At 44.0% G+C, this 19,558-nt stretch carries 12 protein-coding genes; 5 read left to right on the forward strand and 7 right to left on the reverse strand.

The window, feature by feature from the left end; all coding sequences use genetic code 11:
* Nucleotides 1–6: 6 nt before the first annotated feature.
* Both KCV26_03355 and KCV26_03360 read left to right on the forward strand, forming a co-directional pair.
* Entirely contained in the window at nucleotides 7–873 is an 867-nt protein-coding gene (locus tag KCV26_03355; protein WZX37440.1) for a nucleoside phosphorylase, read from the forward strand.
* 44 nt (nucleotides 874–917) lie between these two features.
* The gene (locus KCV26_03360) at nucleotides 918–3,716 is read left to right on the forward strand and encodes an insulinase family protein (protein ID WZX37441.1); all 2,799 of its coding nucleotides are present in this window, start codon (nucleotides 918–920) and stop codon (nucleotides 3,714–3,716) included.
* Nucleotides 3,717–3,777: 61 nt separating this feature from the next.
* On the opposite strand, the gene KCV26_03365 is transcribed toward KCV26_03360, so the two are convergent.
* The 7 genes from KCV26_03365 to dut all read right to left on the reverse strand — a co-directional run bounded on the left by KCV26_03365 (nucleotide 3,778) and on the right by dut (nucleotide 12,447).
* Nucleotides 3,778–5,988, reverse strand: coding sequence for a copper-translocating P-type ATPase (locus KCV26_03365; protein WZX37442.1), 2,211 nt, complete (start codon nucleotides 5,986–5,988; stop codon nucleotides 3,778–3,780).
* 84 nt (nucleotides 5,989–6,072) lie between these two features.
* Nucleotides 6,073–6,591 (reverse strand): helix-turn-helix transcriptional regulator, encoded by a 519-nt coding sequence (locus KCV26_03370; GenBank protein WZX38309.1) that lies wholly within the window; start codon nucleotides 6,589–6,591, stop codon nucleotides 6,073–6,075.
* 55 nt (nucleotides 6,592–6,646) lie between these two features.
* Nucleotides 6,647–7,933 carry a nucleoside permease gene (locus KCV26_03375; GenBank protein ID WZX37443.1) on the reverse strand — a complete coding sequence of 429 codons (1,287 nt, stop codon included), beginning with the start codon at nucleotides 7,931–7,933 and terminating at the stop codon, nucleotides 6,647–6,649.
* Nucleotides 7,934–7,989: 56 nt separating this feature from the next.
* Complete coding sequence (locus tag KCV26_03380) at nucleotides 7,990–9,351, reverse strand: peptidoglycan DD-metalloendopeptidase family protein (GenBank protein WZX37444.1); 1,362 nt, start codon at nucleotides 9,349–9,351, stop codon at nucleotides 7,990–7,992.
* On the reverse strand, nucleotides 9,351–10,196 hold the full coding sequence (locus KCV26_03385; protein ID WZX37445.1) for a DUF4292 domain-containing protein: 846 nt from the start codon (nucleotides 10,194–10,196) through the stop codon (nucleotides 9,351–9,353). The genes KCV26_03380 and KCV26_03385 overlap by 1 nt, the downstream gene beginning before the upstream one ends.
* Entirely contained in the window at nucleotides 10,193–11,923 is a 1,731-nt protein-coding gene (locus tag KCV26_03390; GenBank protein WZX37446.1) for a tetratricopeptide repeat protein, read from the reverse strand. The genes KCV26_03385 and KCV26_03390 overlap by 4 nt, the downstream gene beginning before the upstream one ends.
* A gap of 89 nt (nucleotides 11,924–12,012) precedes the next feature.
* A complete protein-coding gene (gene dut / locus KCV26_03395) occupies nucleotides 12,013–12,447 on the reverse strand; it encodes a dUTP diphosphatase (protein ID WZX37447.1) in 435 nt (144 codons plus the stop codon).
* A gap of 177 nt (nucleotides 12,448–12,624) precedes the next feature.
* Between dut and KCV26_03400 the strand changes: the two genes are divergently transcribed.
* The 3 genes from KCV26_03400 (at nucleotide 12,625) to KCV26_03410 (ending at nucleotide 19,555) form a co-directional block, all read left to right on the forward strand.
* Nucleotides 12,625–13,350, forward strand: a complete 726-nt coding sequence (locus KCV26_03400) for a hypothetical protein (protein ID WZX37448.1) — start codon at nucleotides 12,625–12,627, stop codon at nucleotides 13,348–13,350.
* Nucleotides 13,351–13,410: 60 nt separating this feature from the next.
* Nucleotides 13,411–16,284 (forward strand): sigma-70 family RNA polymerase sigma factor, encoded by a 2,874-nt coding sequence (locus KCV26_03405; GenBank protein WZX37449.1) that lies wholly within the window; start codon nucleotides 13,411–13,413, stop codon nucleotides 16,282–16,284.
* 214 nt (nucleotides 16,285–16,498) lie between these two features.
* Nucleotides 16,499–19,555, forward strand: coding sequence for a TonB-dependent receptor (locus KCV26_03410; GenBank protein ID WZX37450.1), 3,057 nt, complete (start codon nucleotides 16,499–16,501; stop codon nucleotides 19,553–19,555).
* Nucleotides 19,556–19,558: the final 3 nt, after the last annotated feature.

Consider the following 19,558-nt stretch of genomic DNA (forward strand, 5'->3'; position numbering starts at 1 on the left):
ACTTTTATGAGAATAATCCCTAATTCGGAATTTATTGTCAATCCCGATGGCAGTGTATTTCATCTTCACATCAGGCCCGAGCAACTGTCGGACAAGATCGTGATGATGGGTGACCCTGACCGCGTAACACTGACCGCTTCCTTTTTCGACAGTATCGAGTGCGATGTGCGCAGCAGGGAATTCCACACGGTTACAGGCATGTACAAGGGGAAACGTCTTACCGCACTCTCGCACGGCATCGGAACCGATAACATTGATATTGTTGTAACAGAGCTGGATGCTTTGGCCAATATCGATTTTCATACCCGAACGGTAAAACCGGAGTTTAGGCAATTGACCATGATCCGCGTGGGAACATCGGGCGGCATGCAACCGCACTGCCCTATCGGATCGTATGTGGTCTCCGAAAAATCGATCGGTTTTGACGGGTTGCTTCACTATTATGCCCATTCGCAGAATGTACGGGAAGAAGATTTTGAAGAAGCCTTTCAGAAACAGGTAAACTGGTCACCCTACCACTGTTCGCCCTATGTGGTGAGTGCCGACGAAGAGCTGGTGGAACGCATCGGATACGACATGATTCGCGGAGTAACCATTTCCGCCATCGGCTTCTATGGCCCACAAGGCAGACACGTGAGGCTGCCCCTTGCTGATCCTGAGTTGAATGCAAAAATCGAGTCGTTCCGTTACAGCCATTACTCCATCACCAATTACGAGATGGAAAGTTCGGCCATCGCAGGCTTGGGTAAAATGATGGGCCACAAATGCATGACCGTTTGCGCCATCATTGCCAACCGGGTAGCCCTGGAATCGAATGCTGACTACAAAGGATCGATCGAGGATCTAATAAAAGTTGTACTGGAAAGGATATAACTATCTACGATTGAACAAACCACCTATTTAATTAACAATCAACAATGAAAAAAATTTTATTATTGTCGTTGGTGTTGCTGGGGATAACAGCAACGGCGCAACAGAATCCACCTCAGCCTATCGATCCGAATGTTCGGAAAGGCATATTGGAAAACGGGTTAACTTACTACATCCGTCAGAATAAACTACCTGAAAACCGGGCCGATTTCTACATCGCTCAAAAAGTAGGGTCAATGCAGGAAGAAGACAATCAGTCGGGACTGGCGCATTTTCTGGAGCACATGGCATTTAACGGAACAAAAAATTATCCGGGCAAGGATATGCTCAATTACCTACAAGATAACGGAATTAAATTCGGAACAAACATCAACGCATATACCTCGCTTGATGAAACCGTCTATTTTTTGACCGACGTCCCCACCACCCATGAAAACCTGGTGGACTCGGTGCTTCTCGTCCTTCACGACTGGTCGAATGGCATTTTGCTGGAAGACGAAGAGTTGGAAAAAGAACGCGGTGTTATTCGTGAAGAATGGCGTACCGGCGGCGGGGCACAATTCCGGTTGTGGAAAAAGATGCTTCCCGTAATGTATAAAGACAGCAAATACGCCAATCGCTTGCCTATTGGGAGTATTGATGTTATCAACAACTTCAAGCCCGAAGAAATCCGCGCGTACTACAAAAAGTGGTACCGCCCCGATTTACAGGGAATCATCGTTGTGGGTGATTTCGACCTCGACAATATGGAAACCAAAGTAAAGGAACTTTTCAACAAGATACCGGCTCAGGAAAATCCCGCTACCCGCGAATATTTTCCTGTCCCCGATAACGATACGCCCATCGTTTCCATTGCCACCGACCCGGAAGCGACACGTACACAACTGATGGTTTTTTACAAACACGAACCCATACCCAACGAGATTAAACTGTCGCAGGCCGGCCTGGTTTTAAATTACATCAAATCAGCAGCTGCCACCATGATCAACGAGCGTTTTCAGGAGATAGTCCAAAAACCGAATGCTCCGTTCACCTCTGCTTACGCTTACGACGGTGAATATTTTGTAGCCAAGACCAAAGATGCATGGACGGTTGTTGGAGGTTCTGCGGATGACAAGATCAAAGACGCAATTGCCGCCATGATTCGCGAAACGGAACGTGTGAAACGCTTCGGTTTCACCGCTTCGGAATATGAACGTGCCCGTTCCAATATCCTGAAACAATACGAAAACGGATATAACAACCGCGATAAAGAGAGGAACAGCCGCTATTCACAAGAGTACGTAAGTAGCTTCATCAACAGCGAACCTATCCCCGGTATTGAGTACGAGTACAACATGATGAACATGATAGCTCCCAACATTCCGGTTGAGGCTATCAACCAAACTATCGCGCAGCTTATCGGCGATAAAAACATGGTCATCTCTGTATCAGGTCCTGAAAAGGAAGGGTTGGTTTATCCAACGGAGGACGAACTTGTTGCGGCAATCAACAACGTGAAGAGTGAAAAGATTGAAGCCTACGTAGAAGAAGTATCCAACGAACCGCTTATCGCGACGCCTCCCACACCCGGAAAGATCGCACTAGTGGAAAAAAATGAAGCGCTGGACGCAACGGTCTGGACGCTTCAGAATGGCATGAAAGTAATCCTGAAAACTACCGATTTTAAGGACGACCAGATTGTCATGACCGGATCCAGTACCGGCGGATATTCACAATATGCCGTACAGGATCCGATCAACGCAAGAATGATGAACAACATCATCACGCTGGGGGGGGTAGGTAATTTCAGTGCCACTCATCTGACAAAAGCGCTTGCCGGAAAAACGGCATCGGCCCGGCCAGGTGTTTCGCTTACCACACAAGATTTCAACGGTTCGTCTTCCATAAAGGATTTTGAGACCATGCTTCAACTGGTATATCTCTATTTCACAGCTCCCCGAAGCGACGACGATGCCTTCCAATCGTTTATTCAACGCATGGAAACACAGTTAAAAAATCAGGAAGCCGAACCGATGGTGGCCTTCAGTGATGCAGCGACGAAAGCTCTTTATGGCGACAATCCGCTGACAAAACGCACCAAAGTGGAGGACTTGGCAGGGATAGATTACAAACGCATCATGGAAATGTACAAACAACTGTTCCGTAATCCCGGCAGTTTTGTTTTCACGTTTGTCGGTAATATCGATGAGGCAAAGGTGAAACCTGTTATCGAGCAATACCTCGCTTCGCTTCCGGGAAAAGCCGTGAAAGGTGAATTTATCCATGTACCGATGGATTACCTGAAAGGAAAGTCGGAAAACATCTTCCAACGTGAAATGCAAAATCCCAAAGCATCGGTATTCATTGCTTCCACAGGAAACATGGAACGCAGCCAGAAGAATACCCTGCTGATGAGTATTTTTGACCAGATTCTTGACATCGTTTACACCGAAAAAATCCGTGAAGATGAAGGAGGAACTTATGGCGTTTATACACAAGGCGGCATTTCACGCTATCCGAAGGGTCAAAGTACATTGCAGATTGTTTACGATACGGACCCGACCAAAATGGAAAACCTGAATGCCATCATCCATCGCGAACTGAAATCAATAGCCGACAACGGTCCCCGCGCCGAGGATTTCAGCAAAGTGAAAGAATATATGTTGAAGCAGTACAACGAAAACCTGAAGGAAAACAGTTACTGGATGAACGTGCTCGACACCAACTATTTTTATGGAGAAGACAATCACTCCAATTATTTAACGATATTGAATTCCATTACAGCAAACGACGTGAAAAACTTTGTGAAAGAATTCCTGTCGCAAGGCAACGAGGCTGTCGTGGTGATGTTACCGAAGGAATAATCGGGACACGAAAGCTTTGAACTTTATATGTGTAGAGACGGTGTCGCACACCGTCTCTACATTATTTTTTCCACTTCAACCTTAAACTGTTGGTCACCACGCTCACGCTGCTCAGTGCCATGGCTGCTCCGGCAATCATCGGATTAAGCAAAAAACCGTTTACGGGATAGAGTATCCCCGCAGCAATGGGAATGCCGATAATGTTATAGATAAATGCCCAGAACAGGTTCTGACGAATAGTTTGAACGGTTTGGCGGGATAATCGGATGGCCTGCGGAATTTTAGTCAAATCAGACGAAATAATGGTCATTTTTGCCACATCCATGGCAATGTCGCTGCCCTGCCCCATAGCAATGCTCACATCAGCCTGTGCAAGAGCGGCGCTGTCGTTGATGCCGTCGCCCACCATAGCCACAACTTTTTCCTGTTGTTGCAACTCTTTTACAAATTCCGATTTTTCCTGCGGTAACACCTCCGCTTTGTAGTGCCTGATTCCGGTTTGCCCGGCGATGGCTTTGGATGTTGCTACGTTATCGCCTGTGAGCATATACATTTCGATACCCATTTCCTGCATCTTTCGGATAGCCGTAACTGATGTCTCCTTAATTTTATCGGAAATTGCCAGAACAGCCAAGGCTTTTTTGTTATCGGCAAACCAAATGATGGTTTTAGCCAATTGGCCCCACTCATCGGATTTAGCCTGTAACTCCTGCGAAATATAGATATTATTTTCCGACATCAGTTTTCGGTTTCCCGCAAAATACATTTTATCATTAACAATACCTTTTACTCCTCTTCCCGTAAGACTTTCGAAGCCGGAAACCAAAATCTCCTTACCATTTTCCAAATGCGCAACAACAGCATCAGCCAGCGGATGTTCTGATTGCTGTTCCAAAGCCATAAGCAAGGCTTTTGCAGACTCATCCATCCAGAGTTCATCTGTAACTTGCGGTTTACCTTCGGTAATGGTTCCGGTTTTATCCAATACAACGGCATTCACTTTTTGTGACAATTCCAGACTTTCAGCATCTTTTATCAGTATACCCTTTTCGGCACCTTTTCCCACCCCAACCATAATAGCGGTTGGTGTTGCCAGCCCCAGCGCACAAGGACAGGCAATAACCAGTACAGTAACAAAAGCCATTAGCGCGTGTGTGAGCGCATTGTCTCCTCCAAAAATTAACCAAACGATAAACGTAATGATCGCGATTCCTATAACTACCGGCACAAATATACCTGCAATTTTGTCTACCAGTTTCTGTACCGGAGCTTTGCTGCCTTGTGCGTCTTGCACCATTTTAATAATGTGTGCCAACATTGTTTCTTTACCTACTTTATCGGCCCTAAACCTGAAACTGCCCTTTTGATTGATCGTTCCGGCAAACACTTTTTCTCCTTTTACCTTACGCACGGACATCGGCTCTCCGCTTAACATACTTTCGTCAACAAACGAGTCACCCGAAATTACCGTGCCGTCCACGGCAATTTTTTCTCCCGGTTTCACCTGCACGATTTCACCAACCGCCAACTTTTCGATAGCTATCTCAACCTGATTATTATCGTCACGAATAACAGTGACCGTTTTCGGCTGTAAACCCATCAGTTTTTTTAATGCAGACGAAGTACTGCCTTTGGCTTTTTCTTCCAACAGCCGCCCCAACAAAATAAAAGCGATAATTACCGCTGCGGCTTCAAAATAAACATGACCTTCCAATCCTTTGCTCTGCCAGAATTCGGGAAAAAGCATATTGAAGAGACTGAAAACGTACGCTGTCCCCGTACTTAATGCCACAAGTGTATCCATATTAGCAGTACGATGCCGGGTCTGCTTCCAAGCAGTAATGAAAAAATCTCTTCCCAGCCACAAAACCACCGGTGTTGCAAAAGCCCACATGATAAGGTCAGCATATGGAATGTTCATCAAAAACATCCCTACAATCACAACCGGTAGGGATAATATCAATGCCCAGACAGTTTTGTTTTTTAGTTGTCTATAATTCTTTTCATGAATTTCATCGAGCAGATCCTGTTGATTTTCTTCTTCGAGAACCAAGTCGTAACCGATGGATTGAACGGCTTTTTGAATACCTTCAGCATCTATCTCACCGGGTTGAAAATCTACCAGTGCAGTTGCTGTAGCAAAATTCACGGCAGCATTTTTCACACCCTTCAGTGATTTGAGTTTGTTTTCTACGCCTGCAGCACAACCGGCACAGGTCATTTGTAGAACGGGAAAATTCTTTTGTATAGATTGATTTTCGTTTGTTGCCATAACCATTTCTTTTTAAGTAGAATGCAAAATTAGCAACAAAAGTTCAATAGAGTATTGCAGTTTTTTTGAATAGATTTGTAAGATTTACACTTCGTCGAGCGGTTTCCTTTTTATTTCTCTAATTTGTTTAAAATGGCCGGGGGTAAGGCCTGTCACTCTTTTAAACTGATTGCTCAGGTAAGCAACACTTGAATAATTGAGTCGATAAGCGATCTCACTGAGTGATAGTTCGTCGTAAACCAGCAATTCTTTTACCTTTTCGATTTTTTGTGCGATAAAATATTTTTCGATGGTGGTGCCTTCCACTTCAGAGAAAAGATTGGACAGGTAGCTGTAATCGTGATTAAGTTCTTCACTCAACATGTCGGAAAGATTTGTCTGCAGATGACTGTTTTTGCGATGCACCAAATCGATAATAACATTTTTTATTTTCTCAATAATACGGCTTTTCCGGTCATCGATCAGTTCAAAACCCAACGGTTCAATTGCTGCACGAACTTTCTCTTTCTGCTCGTCAGACAATTCTTCTTCAAGCAAAACTTCACCCAACACAACGTCTTTCGGGTTGAAACCCAATTTTTCCATTTCGTTGTGAACTACCATCACACAACGATTACAAACCATATTTTTTACATATAGTTTCATAAATTTCTGAAGTTTAGTTTAGAATCACACCATCACCATCCTCTTTCCCTGTCGCCAAGTCACCCTGTCGCCCTGTCTCACTTTCGTGTTTGTATTGAAAGAAAACCATGAACAAAAATGCTACCAATAGTGAATACCCGGCAAAAACATACCACGAGTTCGGCCAACCGACCAAATCAACCACCTTTCCTGCAGCATATGAACCGATGAAAGCTCCGAAACCGTTGGTCATAATCATAAAAACTCCCTGAGCACTCGATCGGATGGCAGGCCGCGTAACTTTTTCAACATACAGTGAGCCCGAAATATTGAAAAAATCGAATGCCACCCCATAAATCAGCATAGAAAGAATCAGCATCCAAACACCACCTCCGGGATCACCGGCTCCCAATAATCCAAATCTCAACACCCAGGCAAACATACTTATCAGCATAACGGTTTTAATGCCGTAACGTTTCAAAAAGAATGGGATAAGCAAGATGCACAAAGTTTCAGACATTTGCGAAAGTGAGATGAGAATATTGGCATGTTCCACTCCGAAAGTTCCTGAAAATTTGGGAATGTTGCCGAAATAATTGGTAAGATAATCGTTGGCAAAAGCATTGGTGATCTGCAACGCGATACCCAAACACATGGAAAACAGGAAGAAAACTGCCATCTGTCGGTGCTTGAAAAGTGCAAAAGCACGTAATCCCAGTTTATCGATCAAAGACCTATTTTCAGATTCTTTGTTTACAGGACAATTGGGAAGCGTAAAGGCGTAAATTCCAAGCACAAGCGAGAGTATTGCTGAAAAATAAAGCTGATACGATGTTTTGGATAATTGAAAGCCATCTATGCGAATTAAATCCACAGCAATCATCGATACTATAAAACCCACAGTTCCCCAAACACGAATAGGCGGGAACGACTTCACCGTTTCCAATCCACAAGAGGTCAACGATGTGTATGCCACTGAATTAGATAATGCAATAGTGGGCATATAAAACATAACCGACAGCAAAACATAGGTATATAATGGAGCATACTCCGTTTGCGGTGCAGCCAAAAAAAGGAAAAAACCGGCAATCAGATGAGAAATACCGAGTAATTTTTGTGCCGGGATCCATCGGTCGGCAATCACACCCATTACACCAGGCATAAAAAGCGATGCAATACCCATAGTGGCAAAAAAACTCCCGATTTGCACACCCGTAAACTTCAATCCACCACCAAGATATGCACCTAACGAAATTAGCCACGCTCCCCAAATGGCGTATTGGAGAAAGTTCATCACGATGAGTCTGATTTTTATGTTCATGATTTAAATGTTTGATATTTTAGGTAGAGACCCGGCAGTCCAGTCTCTTCTATGTACTATCGTTTCAGCCACGGCGCCGGATTTAGCTTGGTGGTTTTTTGCCACAACTGAAAATGCATGGTTGCTACACCGGTGTCCGGATCGGTATAAATTCTGCCCAGTGACTGACCAGACTTTAGTTTATCGCCCGATTTTACAAACAGATCGTAAATATTGCCATAAAATGTGTAATAATCTCCGTGACGGACAATCACACAGGTGTTGTAACCGGGAACGGAGAACACTTTCGAGACCTCACCCTCAAACACCGCACGGATATTGGCGCCTTGTTGCGCCTGAATATCAATACCATTACTATTGGTGGTAACGTTCCATTCGCTGTGTTTTCGCTGTCCGAAACTTCCCACAATGGATGCCGTTCCAGTAACAGGCATAGGCAGATTTCCGCGATTAGACACAAAATTCTTAGAAAGATTGAACGTTTCGTCAGCTGTTGTTGCCGATTCTATTTTCGGTTCAGGTTGCTTGACGGCAGGTTTTACGTCCTCGGTTTTATCCGGTTCTTTTCTAGCCAGTTCCTCGGTTTTTCTTCCTTTCTCTGCTTCTCGGCGCACACGGGCAGCAACCTCTTCGGCCTTTCGTTTTCTCTCGGCTTCAGCCGCCAAACGACGGGCTTCAGCTTCCCTTTCCTGACGGGCAACCTCTTCAGCAATCAACTTTTCGATCTGGGCATCTAGTTTTCGGGCTTGCTGCTGCTTATCCTGGAGCATCCTCTGCAACTCCCTTTGTTTTCCTCGCGCTTCGGTCATTTCAGACTGACGGACGTGTTCTTCTTCCTGCAACCGGAGCTGTTCCGCTTTCAAGGCATCCAGCGCAGCCTGTTTGCCGGTCCGGGCTTTGGCAAGCTCATCTTTTCGAGCGCTTAACTGTACATTTTGTTGCTTGATCTCTTCGGCCTGACTTTTGCGCCATTTAGAATAATCACGCAGGTATTGCATCCTGCGCAACGATTCACCCAACGATTTTCCGGAAAGGACAAAAAACAACTCGTTCTGCCTACTTCGGCTGGCCTGCATCACACGAACAGCTTTTGCGTAGCTCTCCTGTTTCTGTTTTAACGATTCACCCAGCCGATTTATTTCCGATTCTAACCGCAATTGCTCCCTCTCCAACGCTGCAATTTCCTGGTTTTGCAGTGTCATCATCTCTTTCCGGGAAGCAATCTGTTTGTTTATAAGGTTAATGCGCTGAAGGAGGGTAGTGGTTTCTTTTTTTACATCGAGGAAGAGTTTGTTGGTGCTTTTGATCTCTTCCAACAACATCTTCTGTTGCTTCTGGAGCTGATCGATTTGCGGAGTTTGCGAGAAAAGAGTACTCGCAAGCGTCAGAAACAATCCTATCGTAAAAACTCTCCTCATCAATTGTTTGTCAGGATTTTAACAATATCCGAAAGGGTCGCCCGCGTATAACTCCCTGGAACCGAGACCTGAAGATCGAAATCCTCATCAAGTGTGATGCCTGAAAACTCCAGTCCAACATTTACTTTTCGCCTGGTTGAAGCCAACGCAACATCCATCTTGCGAGGGAAAGCCTTATGGGATTCCATAACAAAATCATCGTACCTCCAGTTCATCGAATAATGATCTTTCGGTTCTATCAAATGCGTTAATGCGATGCGGTCGTTGCCATCGATGGTAAAGCTATACTCGATGCCCGATTTCTTGTCAACTGACTTCAACAGGTAATGCATATCGGAGAGTTGGTCGGTTGAAAACTTATCGTAATCGGAATAAATAACGTCCGTTTGTCCCGAAACAAACACTTGATTGGTTAAAAGCGATTGCAACGTCTTATAATCAAACCCCACAGGATACATTCTTTTAACATCCTCGATGGACTCTTTTACATAACGTTTGTTCATCCTGTCCAACAGCACAAGGCTGTCCCTGTCAGCATACAAGCGCAGCATCTCCACGCCGAACAACGGTTGGACAGAGAGTTGGATGGCCTTGTCTTTCACTATCCGGAGGCTAGCTTTGGAACTCAGCGACTTTGTTCCCGATGAAAGATTAAGGTTGAGTTTCGATGAAAACGTCTTGAAACTGAACTGATTGTTTAAAATATCGGTAAACAAATCGACATTCACTTTCTCTTCGACAGGAGCAGCGGCAACAATTTGCTTTTTGGATTTGCACGAATGCAATCCCAGAATAACAACAGTTATGCCAAGCAGAAAGATAATGATCTGTTTTCTGAAATTCATTCTTTTATGTATTCTTTTCTTTTAATTTTTTTATTCAATGTTTTGGAACCGCTTCCCAACTCTTTGGCTTTTTTCCATTGTTCCACGGCTTTTTCCTTTTCACCCGTTACGGCAAGCACATCGCCATAATGCTCAAGAACTTCTGCCGTAAGATCTTCCTTCCCATATTCAATCGCCTTCTCTATATATATTTTCGCCATCGTATAGGCACCCTGTTCAAACAGAATCCATCCGTAAGTATCCAAGTAGGTGGGGTTTGTAGGCTCAGCCTTGATGGTTATTCCGCTCATCTGTTCTGCTTTATCCAGACTTTTCCGCTCCAGCGATAAATAATAGCTGTAATTATTAAGTACCGGCAGGTTCTGCGGATTCAGCTTTAGGGCTTTTTCATAATTTTCGAAAGCGGTATCGTTGTTTTTCAGGAAATGGTGGATGTCTCCGATCTGCCCGTAAAAGTCCGACTCGATCACCGGACTTTGAAATTCGGCATTCGCCAGGCCCTGTTCGTAGATACTCAATGCTTCCCCGTATTTTTTTTGTTGAAACTTAGCCAGTCCCAGGTAAAAGTAGAACTGCGGGGCAGTCGGAATATGCTCAATTCCAGTCAGGGTAATTTCGACCACTTTTTCAAGCGCCTGGGTGTCCGGTAAAACGATGCGAAGCATTTGCTCGTATCCGGCAGGATCGGCTGGATTGTCTTTGGTGTAAATTTCAAACTGCTCCATCGCTCCTTTTTTATCTTCCTGCAACAACAACACATCACCGTACATCATGTTGATGCGGGTATTGTTGGGATGCTGCTCAAACATCGATTGAAAAAGCGGATTGGCCGTTTTAATATCCTGCTGACTCTGGCGTAATAAAGTAATGTAACGGGCCAACAGTTGTAGTTTTGTCTCCACCTCCATCTTACTGCTCGTGATGGCTTTTTGCAATTCCTCTACAGCAGCCGGTTTATTGTTGGTTTTTTCGTAATAATTCACCATGGAGAGAATTAACGAAGGCTCATCCGGAGCAATCTGCTTTACCTGCTGGTAATAGTCCAATGCTTTATCTGCCTGATTATCCTGTAAATACAAATCGCCCATAAGAAGTTTGTAGCGGATATTATCGGGGTTTTTGTCAATAACCGACTGGATTTCTTCAAACGCCCGATCCTTTTTATCCATCATGTTGTACAATCGGAACTTATTGAGCGTTATGGCATCCGAAACTCCGGTATATTTTTGCAGCGAGTCGAGCGACTGAATGGCCTTGTCGAGTTCTCCGTTATCGCCATATACATTGGCAAGCTCAAAGTAGAGTTCTACTTTTTCGGGATACGTTTTCAGTAAATAGTTGTAAATTTCTATGACCTCTTCTTTCAGGTCTAGCTCTTTGCTCAATCCGGCAAGAATCATGTTGTAGTAATAGTTGGCCGGATCCTGTTTCACTGCTCTACGAAAAAAATCCAACGCCTTGTTTTTCTCCTCCAGGGAACTGTAGTAAGCACCCAATTCTATCAGCACGCTGGCGTTAGTGGAATCCATGGAATAACAGTGTTGAAGCAAATCGAAAGATTCGGCATATTTACCCAGGGTCTTGGCGTTGACCGCCTCATAAAAAAAGTAATCAAACTTCCGCCGGCTTGTCTCATCCAGGATCAATCCTTCTACCTGCGAAAAAAGGCTTACCGGAAAAAGCACAAGAGAAACGATGATACCGCTTATGTATTTGTTGTAATTCATTCTTTTTAATCTGATAATGTCCCTCTATTGCAGGGCACAAGACATTGTGCCTCCGCATAACACGCGTTTTGATCCTTATTACAAATCATCTAATGCTTACCTGTATGTCCGAATCCGCCGGAGCCTCTTTCAGTCTCATCTAAATCATCCACCTGCAACCATTCTACCCGGGTATGCCGGGCGATTACCATCTGACAAATACGCTCTCCGTCGTTAATGATAAAGTCTTCGTCCGATAAATTCACCAAGATCACCCGAATTTCACCCCGATAATCGGCATCAATCGTCCCCGGAGAATTTACAATGGAGATTCCGTGTTTAACTGCCAGTCCGCTTCTCGGACGGATCTGTGCTTCATATCCTTCGGAAAGCTGAATGTATATCCCGGTGGGGATAAGCGACCGTTGCAACGGCCTCAACGTAACCGGTTCGTCTATGTTTGCCCGCAAATCCATGCCGGCAGACAAAGCCGTAGCATATTCGGGTAATGAGTGCTTCGATTTATTGACAATTTTAACCTGCATAATATCCTAAGGAATAGACTCTCAAAACGGATTTTGTTTAAACCTGCGAATTTAGTCATTTATGCGCAAATATTTGTCGAATTGATAAAATTTAAGGAAATTGGGCCTTCAAAAAACGGTTTAATTTTTGGAGCAATTATTTTCGTGGAGTAAAAAATTGCATATCTTTGTAACGCTATGAGCCAACAAGACGATTTATTGAAGAATTTACGCCAGACGCTCAGCGAACAAGGTATTGAGTCGTTTCACGTGCTGGAAGACCTGGTTCCTATTGAAGAACAGATGGAGTATTTCCGTTACTTCGACCGGTTGAGGCGGGAGAATACTCCTTTTGTACGCGATGAAGAGATTGCTATTCTTTTTTCTGCCGATGAAACCATTGAAAGGAAGAAAAAAAGCTTGTCGAGGCTAGCATCCATTCCTGATGTAGGCGCGTACCGGGCAATAGAGACCTATCACAGCAGCCCGCTCGAGCCGGAATTGTTCAACTGGTCATCGATGTCGTTGGTAGGCAGCCGGATAATCTTAAGTTCCGACCTGTCCGGACAACAACAAATCTATGTCTCTTCGGGACTGGGCGGCCACGAGAAAAAACTTCGTTTCTTTGGCTTGTTTACCACAACCGACCGTCGTCCCCTGACCGATTTGCAAAAAGAGATTGTGGACCGGGAATTTCGCTTCCAGCTTAAGTTGGCTGATGTGGAAATTGAGAGATTCGACATGAAGGATAACTATTTCACTCTGTTAATGCTTTTTCCTCTCGATTCCGACGTTCGCTCAGGCATTAACGCCGCCGTAAACGAAATAAACCAATACGGCAACTTCCTTGATCCTAAATTTTTATTTACAAACGTAAAAATACTGTCGGACAGCGAAATAGAGCAGTTACTGGAGAAAAAATAGGCGATACACCTTGGTTATTCCCGACTGCAACGAGTAAGGAACTAATTATGCGCGAAAAATATGAAATTTTTTCTTGTCAAACAACTTGCGCTGCTGCTCATTACGATAAGCACCTTCCAGGCATGTTTCGCGCAAGACATACCCTTTGTTCCTCCGGCTTTTAACTACACAACTCATAACTATAACGCCGGGAATCAGAACTGGGCTGTCGCACAGGGGAGAAACCGAGTGATCTACGTCGGCAATGATTACGGCTTGCTGAGCTTTGATGGCGCGAACTGGAAACTGACCCCGTTGCCCAGTCATTTGTCTGTTAAATCTATATTTATAGACCATGCGTCCGGTAAGGAAAAGATTTATGTAGGGTCTTTTGAAGAATTCGGATTCTTTCAAAGAGACGAAAAAAACGAACTTCTGTACCACTCCCTGAAACATTTGATAAAGGACTTTACGTTTTACAACGATGAAGTCTGGACTATTAACAAGGTAGGAAACCGCATTTTCTTTCAGACGTTCTCGTCTTATTTTATTTACAACGAATCCGACAACTCTCTGACAGTTGAGAAACCCTTTCCGGCTCCTCTCTACTTTTTCACGGCAGAGGATACGCTTTACGCGCAATTCATCGACGAGCACTTCTATGTTTTCGATGGGACCCGGTTCCGTTTACTCTTGACAAAAGACAAATTCGATAACGACCAGGTTGTCTCGGTTTTGCCTTTTAACGGAGAAATTTACCTGACAACTGCAAAAAGCGGGATTTTTTCTTTCAACCTCACGACCCAAAAACTATCCCGCCGAAAAACGACCGTAGACAATGAGTTAAAAAGTGAAACCGTAAACCGGGTAACTTCATTATCAGATTCAGTACTTGTGTTGGGCACGCTGAAACATGGCCTTTATGCTTTGAAAACAGACGGATCCCTGCTTTGGCAACTAAATCGGGACAACGGACTTTACAACAACACGGTATTGGGTTTGTTTACCGACGAAGATAAAAACCTTTGGGCAGCTCTGGACAACGGCGTTTCCCATATCCGGACCAGTTCCCCTCTTTCTTTTTTTGAACCAAAAAATATCCATATAGGGCTCGTGGAAGATATTCTTGTAAAAGACAATCAATTATATGTAGCCACCAATCAGGGTATTTACACCTATGCTAACGAACAAAAAAAAATCTACCTGCTTCCCGATTTCAATATCCAATCATGGTTTATACGGAATTTTGATAACCAGATAATTACCGGTAACAATACAGGAACAGCCTTTATCGTAAACAATAGAAAAAAAGAACTTCCTGAAGAAAGTACCGGCGGTACGGATATAAAGGCCATGAGAATTCACAACAGGGATTTTTTGTTGGAGTCAACCTATACAGCCCTTCAGGTCTACCTCCGGAATACTGAAGGCCAATGGGTATACAGCCACAAGATTGATAATTTCTTCGACCTGATCAATCAGGTCGAACAGGATCATGCCGGAAACATTTGGGCAACCCATATGTACAAGGGTCTTTACCGATTGCGGCTCGATGATCGGTTACAACGGGTAGTATTGCGGGAGTTTTATCCGGCCTTGGACAGCACCGCCACGGCAACAAAACCCATCCGCACCATGAAATTAATGGGAAGGATGGTGTTTACTAATGGTAACTCTTTTTACACGTACGATGATATTGCACAAAAAATCACTCCTTTTGATCCATTGAATCAGGAACTTCCACAGCTTACCGACACGAGGAACATCGTCACCATTAACGATACCTCATTTTGGTTTCTCAGGCCCGAAGAATACACGCTGGTTAAATTTTCAACTGGAAAATACCACATATCCGACAAAGTTCCCTTCAGCATTCTGAACAACCCTCCCAACACCGGAAGAGGGAACATGTACGTGGATAAAAACAACGTATCCTATTTCTGTTTAAACGGCGGCATCGGGAAATACAATCTATTCGACAAATTTCACGTTAACTTGCCCGGTCTAGAGATTTCAAAGATTCAGAGTTACAACCGTAAGATTGATACTCCGAACAACCTGCCGGTCAACAAGCGGAATGTTATTAATTTTTCAGAGAACAACCTTACGTTCGAGTTTCAATATCCCGATTACAGCAAAAAAAAATTCACCATAGAGTGCTTTCTGGAAAATTACGATACCCGTTGGATAGCAACCGCTCCGGATTTCACCATTACCTATCCCAATTTGCCAGCTAACTCCTATATATTGAATTCAAGGGTGTTAAATGATATGGGAGAAGTTCTCTCAACTCTTTCCGTTCCGTTTCAAATTAAAAATCCCTGGTACAAAACTACGCTGGCTCTTATGGTCTACCTGACACTGGCCGGATTGTTGCTCACTTATCTTATCCGGATATACATCCGGATGGTTATCAAGAGAAAGAATAAAATATTTGCACAACGGGAAAAAGAAAGAATCGCTCAGTTGGCTTGCCAGGAAAAACTTATTGCAGAGATGAAAAGCGAAAAACTACAGAATGAGCTGATATACAAGAGTAAAGAATTGGCGAATGCCACCCTGATGGTCATCAACCACCAGGAACTGCTCAATAAACTGAAAAAGGAAATACAGGAAAACATCAGAACCGGAAAATTATATCGCTCCAACGGCTCCAGTCTCGTTAAAATGATCGACAGTAACCTGTCTGGAGAAGACGAGTGGGCGTTTTTCCAAGAAAATTTTGACCTTATCCACGAAAACTTCTTTCGCAAATTAACCGAAAGATACCCCGTATTAACACCGGGTGATTTACGCCTTTGTGCCCTTCTCCGCCTTAACTACTCATCAAAAGAAATTGCAAAGATGCTGAATCTGACATTGCGTGGAGTTGAAGCCGCCCGATACCGTTTAAGAAAGAAACTTAACCTCGAAGAAGAAGAAAACCTGGTATCTTTTGTGATTAATTTCACTTAACCACTTCGTTTTATCGTATTAATAACACTTATTTATACTGCTCATATACTGTATTTTATGTATGAAAACGTATATAAACAGTACCCTTTAAAAACATGTTATACAACATAACGTAATTTAAATGAGGTGCTTTATTATGTATGCGCATAAAAATGACGTTAATTTGGTTCAGAAACTTGATTATTTAAATAACAAATTAAAAGCATTTGAATCCATGAAATTAAAAACTATCCTCATTCTTTGCTTTCTGTTATTCCTTGTTGGCCTATCCGCCCAACAGCCAATTACCGTCTCGGGAACAGTAACAGAAGGAGCTACAGGCGACCCTGCGATAGGGGTTACCGTATTGGTGAAAGGTACAACCAACGGAACGGTTACCGGTATCGGTGGAGATTATACGCTGTCTAATGTACCCGCCAATGCGACGTTAATGTTCAGTTATATCGGTATGTTGACCGTTGAGGAGAGTGTAAACGGACGATCCGTCATCAACATTTCGATGCTGGAAGATGTTCAGGCCCTGGACGAAGTAGTGGTAATCGGGTACGGCACCGCACGTAAAAGGGACTTAACCGGCTCAATTGTCAGTGTGAGCGCCGGTGAAATAGCAGACAGACCATCGGCAAATCCATTAGCATCGCTGCAAGGAAAGGTTGCTGGAGTGCAAATTGTAAACACCGGGCGAGCTGGACAAGATCCTGAAATTCGCATCAGAGGGACAAACTCCATTAACGGATACAAACCTCTATACATTGTAGATGGGCTATTTTCGGATAACATCAGCCATATTAATCCATCGGACGTTGAATCTATGGAGATATTAAAAGACCCGTCATCGCTGGCCATTTTTGGAGTACGCGGCGCCAATGGAGTTATTATAATCTCTACGAAAAAGGCAAAGGCGGGTCAAACCATTGTCAACCTGAATACTTCTTTCGGTTTCAAAGAGATTTACGATAGAATCGATCTGACAAATGCTGCTCAGTTTAAGGAGCTGTATGATGAGCAACGAAATAATCAGGGTGCGCAGCCTTATAACTACAGCTATTGGGGTGCAGACACAGACTGGCAGGATGAAATGTTTCAGTCCGGATTTATCACGAACAACAACATCAGTATAACCGGATCCGGAGATAGGAGCAGGTTCTACATGGGATTGGGATACACTTCGGAAGAAGGCTCCATCCAAACGGAGAAATTTTCGAAAATCACCGTAAACCTCAGCAGCGAATACAACGTTACCGATTTTCTGAAGTTCGGGTTCCAGGTAAACGGCGCGAAGAGCAAGACTCCCGACGCTAAGGGAGTAGGGTCCATTGTAAGAGCAGCTCCCATTGCTCCAACATTTTACGACTATACAGATCCGTTGACCGACAAGACAGAGCGTCTGCTGCACACCATGCCAGAATTTCAGCGCGCTCAACTGTGGAATCCACTGGTGGAGACATACATCAGAGGCAATCACAACCTGGGGGTGAACCACAGGGTGGCGGGAAATATCTACGGTGAATTGAAACTCCTTGAGAACTTCACTTTCAAAACAACGTTGTCTCTGGATTATGCGATAAACGAAGCGCGTGCTTTTTCACCGGTCGTCTATTTTTATAATCCCGATATTCCAGGCAAGGAAAATGTTCAGGACAGGCAATCCATCTCACAAGTAAAGTCAACGGAATATGCCGCGCAAGGTGATCATATCTTGACGTATCAGAACACATTTGACGACGTACATTCGCTGACTGTGATGGGTGGTATAACGACCAATTATCGTGAATTTTCATTGCTGGAGGGTGAACGCAGCGAGTTACTGGATAAAATATATTTTTCGGTACCCAACGACAATTACGACAAATGGTGGTTGACGGCATTAAATTCAGATGGAGCTAAAAATCAATACGACACCGATAAGAACCATCAATGGAGACGGTTCACAATGTCCTATCTCCTGCGGGGATTATACAGTTACGACAACCGCTATTTATTGAACGGTTCTTTCCGGCGCGACGGTTCATCGGTGTTCCGCGGAGTGGGAAATACGTGGGAAAACTTCTATTCCTTCGGAACCGCATGGGTAGTGTCTGAAGAAGATTTTATGAAAGAGCAACGGGTTATTGACTACCTGAAACTGAAAGGCTCCTGGGGAGTCTTGGGAACAGAAAATACCGGGAGGAGTGTTTATCCTACTTATCCGGAACTCACTTCTGTGGGGAGCGCTGTGTTTGGTCCAAACGAAAACATAATCCCTGGATACACGAAAATCTACAATGTTCAGGATTTAAAATGGGAAAAAACCTATTCCTGGGAAGCAGGGATTGAAATAAATCTGCTCAACCAGAGATTGAGGATCGAGCCGGTTTACTACAACAAGAGGACAAAGGATATTATTGTATTGCTCGATTCACGTGGAGGAGCCTTTAACTCGTTGGAAAACCTGGGAGATATCGAAAACAAGGGACTGGAGTTAACCGCTTTGTGGAACGATAAGATCGGAGAATCGGGATTTACCTATTCCGTCGGTGCTAACCTTACCAGCATCAAAAACAAGGTTCTGTCCCTTGGTCGTGATGAAGGGGATGCCATTTATGAGGGTATGGCAAGAACGGTCGCCGGATACCCCATTGCCTATTTTTATGGCTATCAGGTAAACGGTATTTATCAAAACAACGAAGATATCAGGCAGTCAGAACCGAACAATGTATTTGCCGTAAAACCCGGAGATTTAAAATTTAAAGACGTAAACGGAGATGGAAAAATTGATCAGGATGACAGGACCATGATTGGGAAGCCGACTCCCGACTATACCTACGGCTTGAACGTTAATCTAGCTTACAGGGGTTTTGACTTTGGGGTTGATATGATGGGTGTCTACGGAAATGAGGTCTACCGCGATTGGGACACCTCATCGTTTGCTCAATTCAATTATCTGACTAAACGCATGAACAGGTGGAACGGTGAAGGGACGTCCAACTGGGAACCCATTTTGGATCCAAGCAGAGCTATCAACCGGGCCTATTCAAGTTACTACATCGAAGACGGTAGTTTCTTCCGCCTGCGTAACCTTCAACTGGGATACACCTTTCCTGGATCTTTACTGGACAAGCTTTACCTGAAATCACTGCGTATCTATGCCAATGTCCAGAACTTGAAGACCTGGCACAAAAATACGGGATATACTCCGGAAATTGGAGGAAGCGCTGTAAGATCGGGAATTGATGGAGGCACTTATCCAATGCCGGCAATCTATACATTCGGATTAAACCTAACATTCTAAACT

It is taken from the genome of Petrimonas sulfuriphila (genome assembly GCA_038561985.1).
Classification (GTDB): Bacteria; Bacteroidota; Bacteroidia; order Bacteroidales; family Dysgonomonadaceae; genus Petrimonas; species Petrimonas sulfuriphila.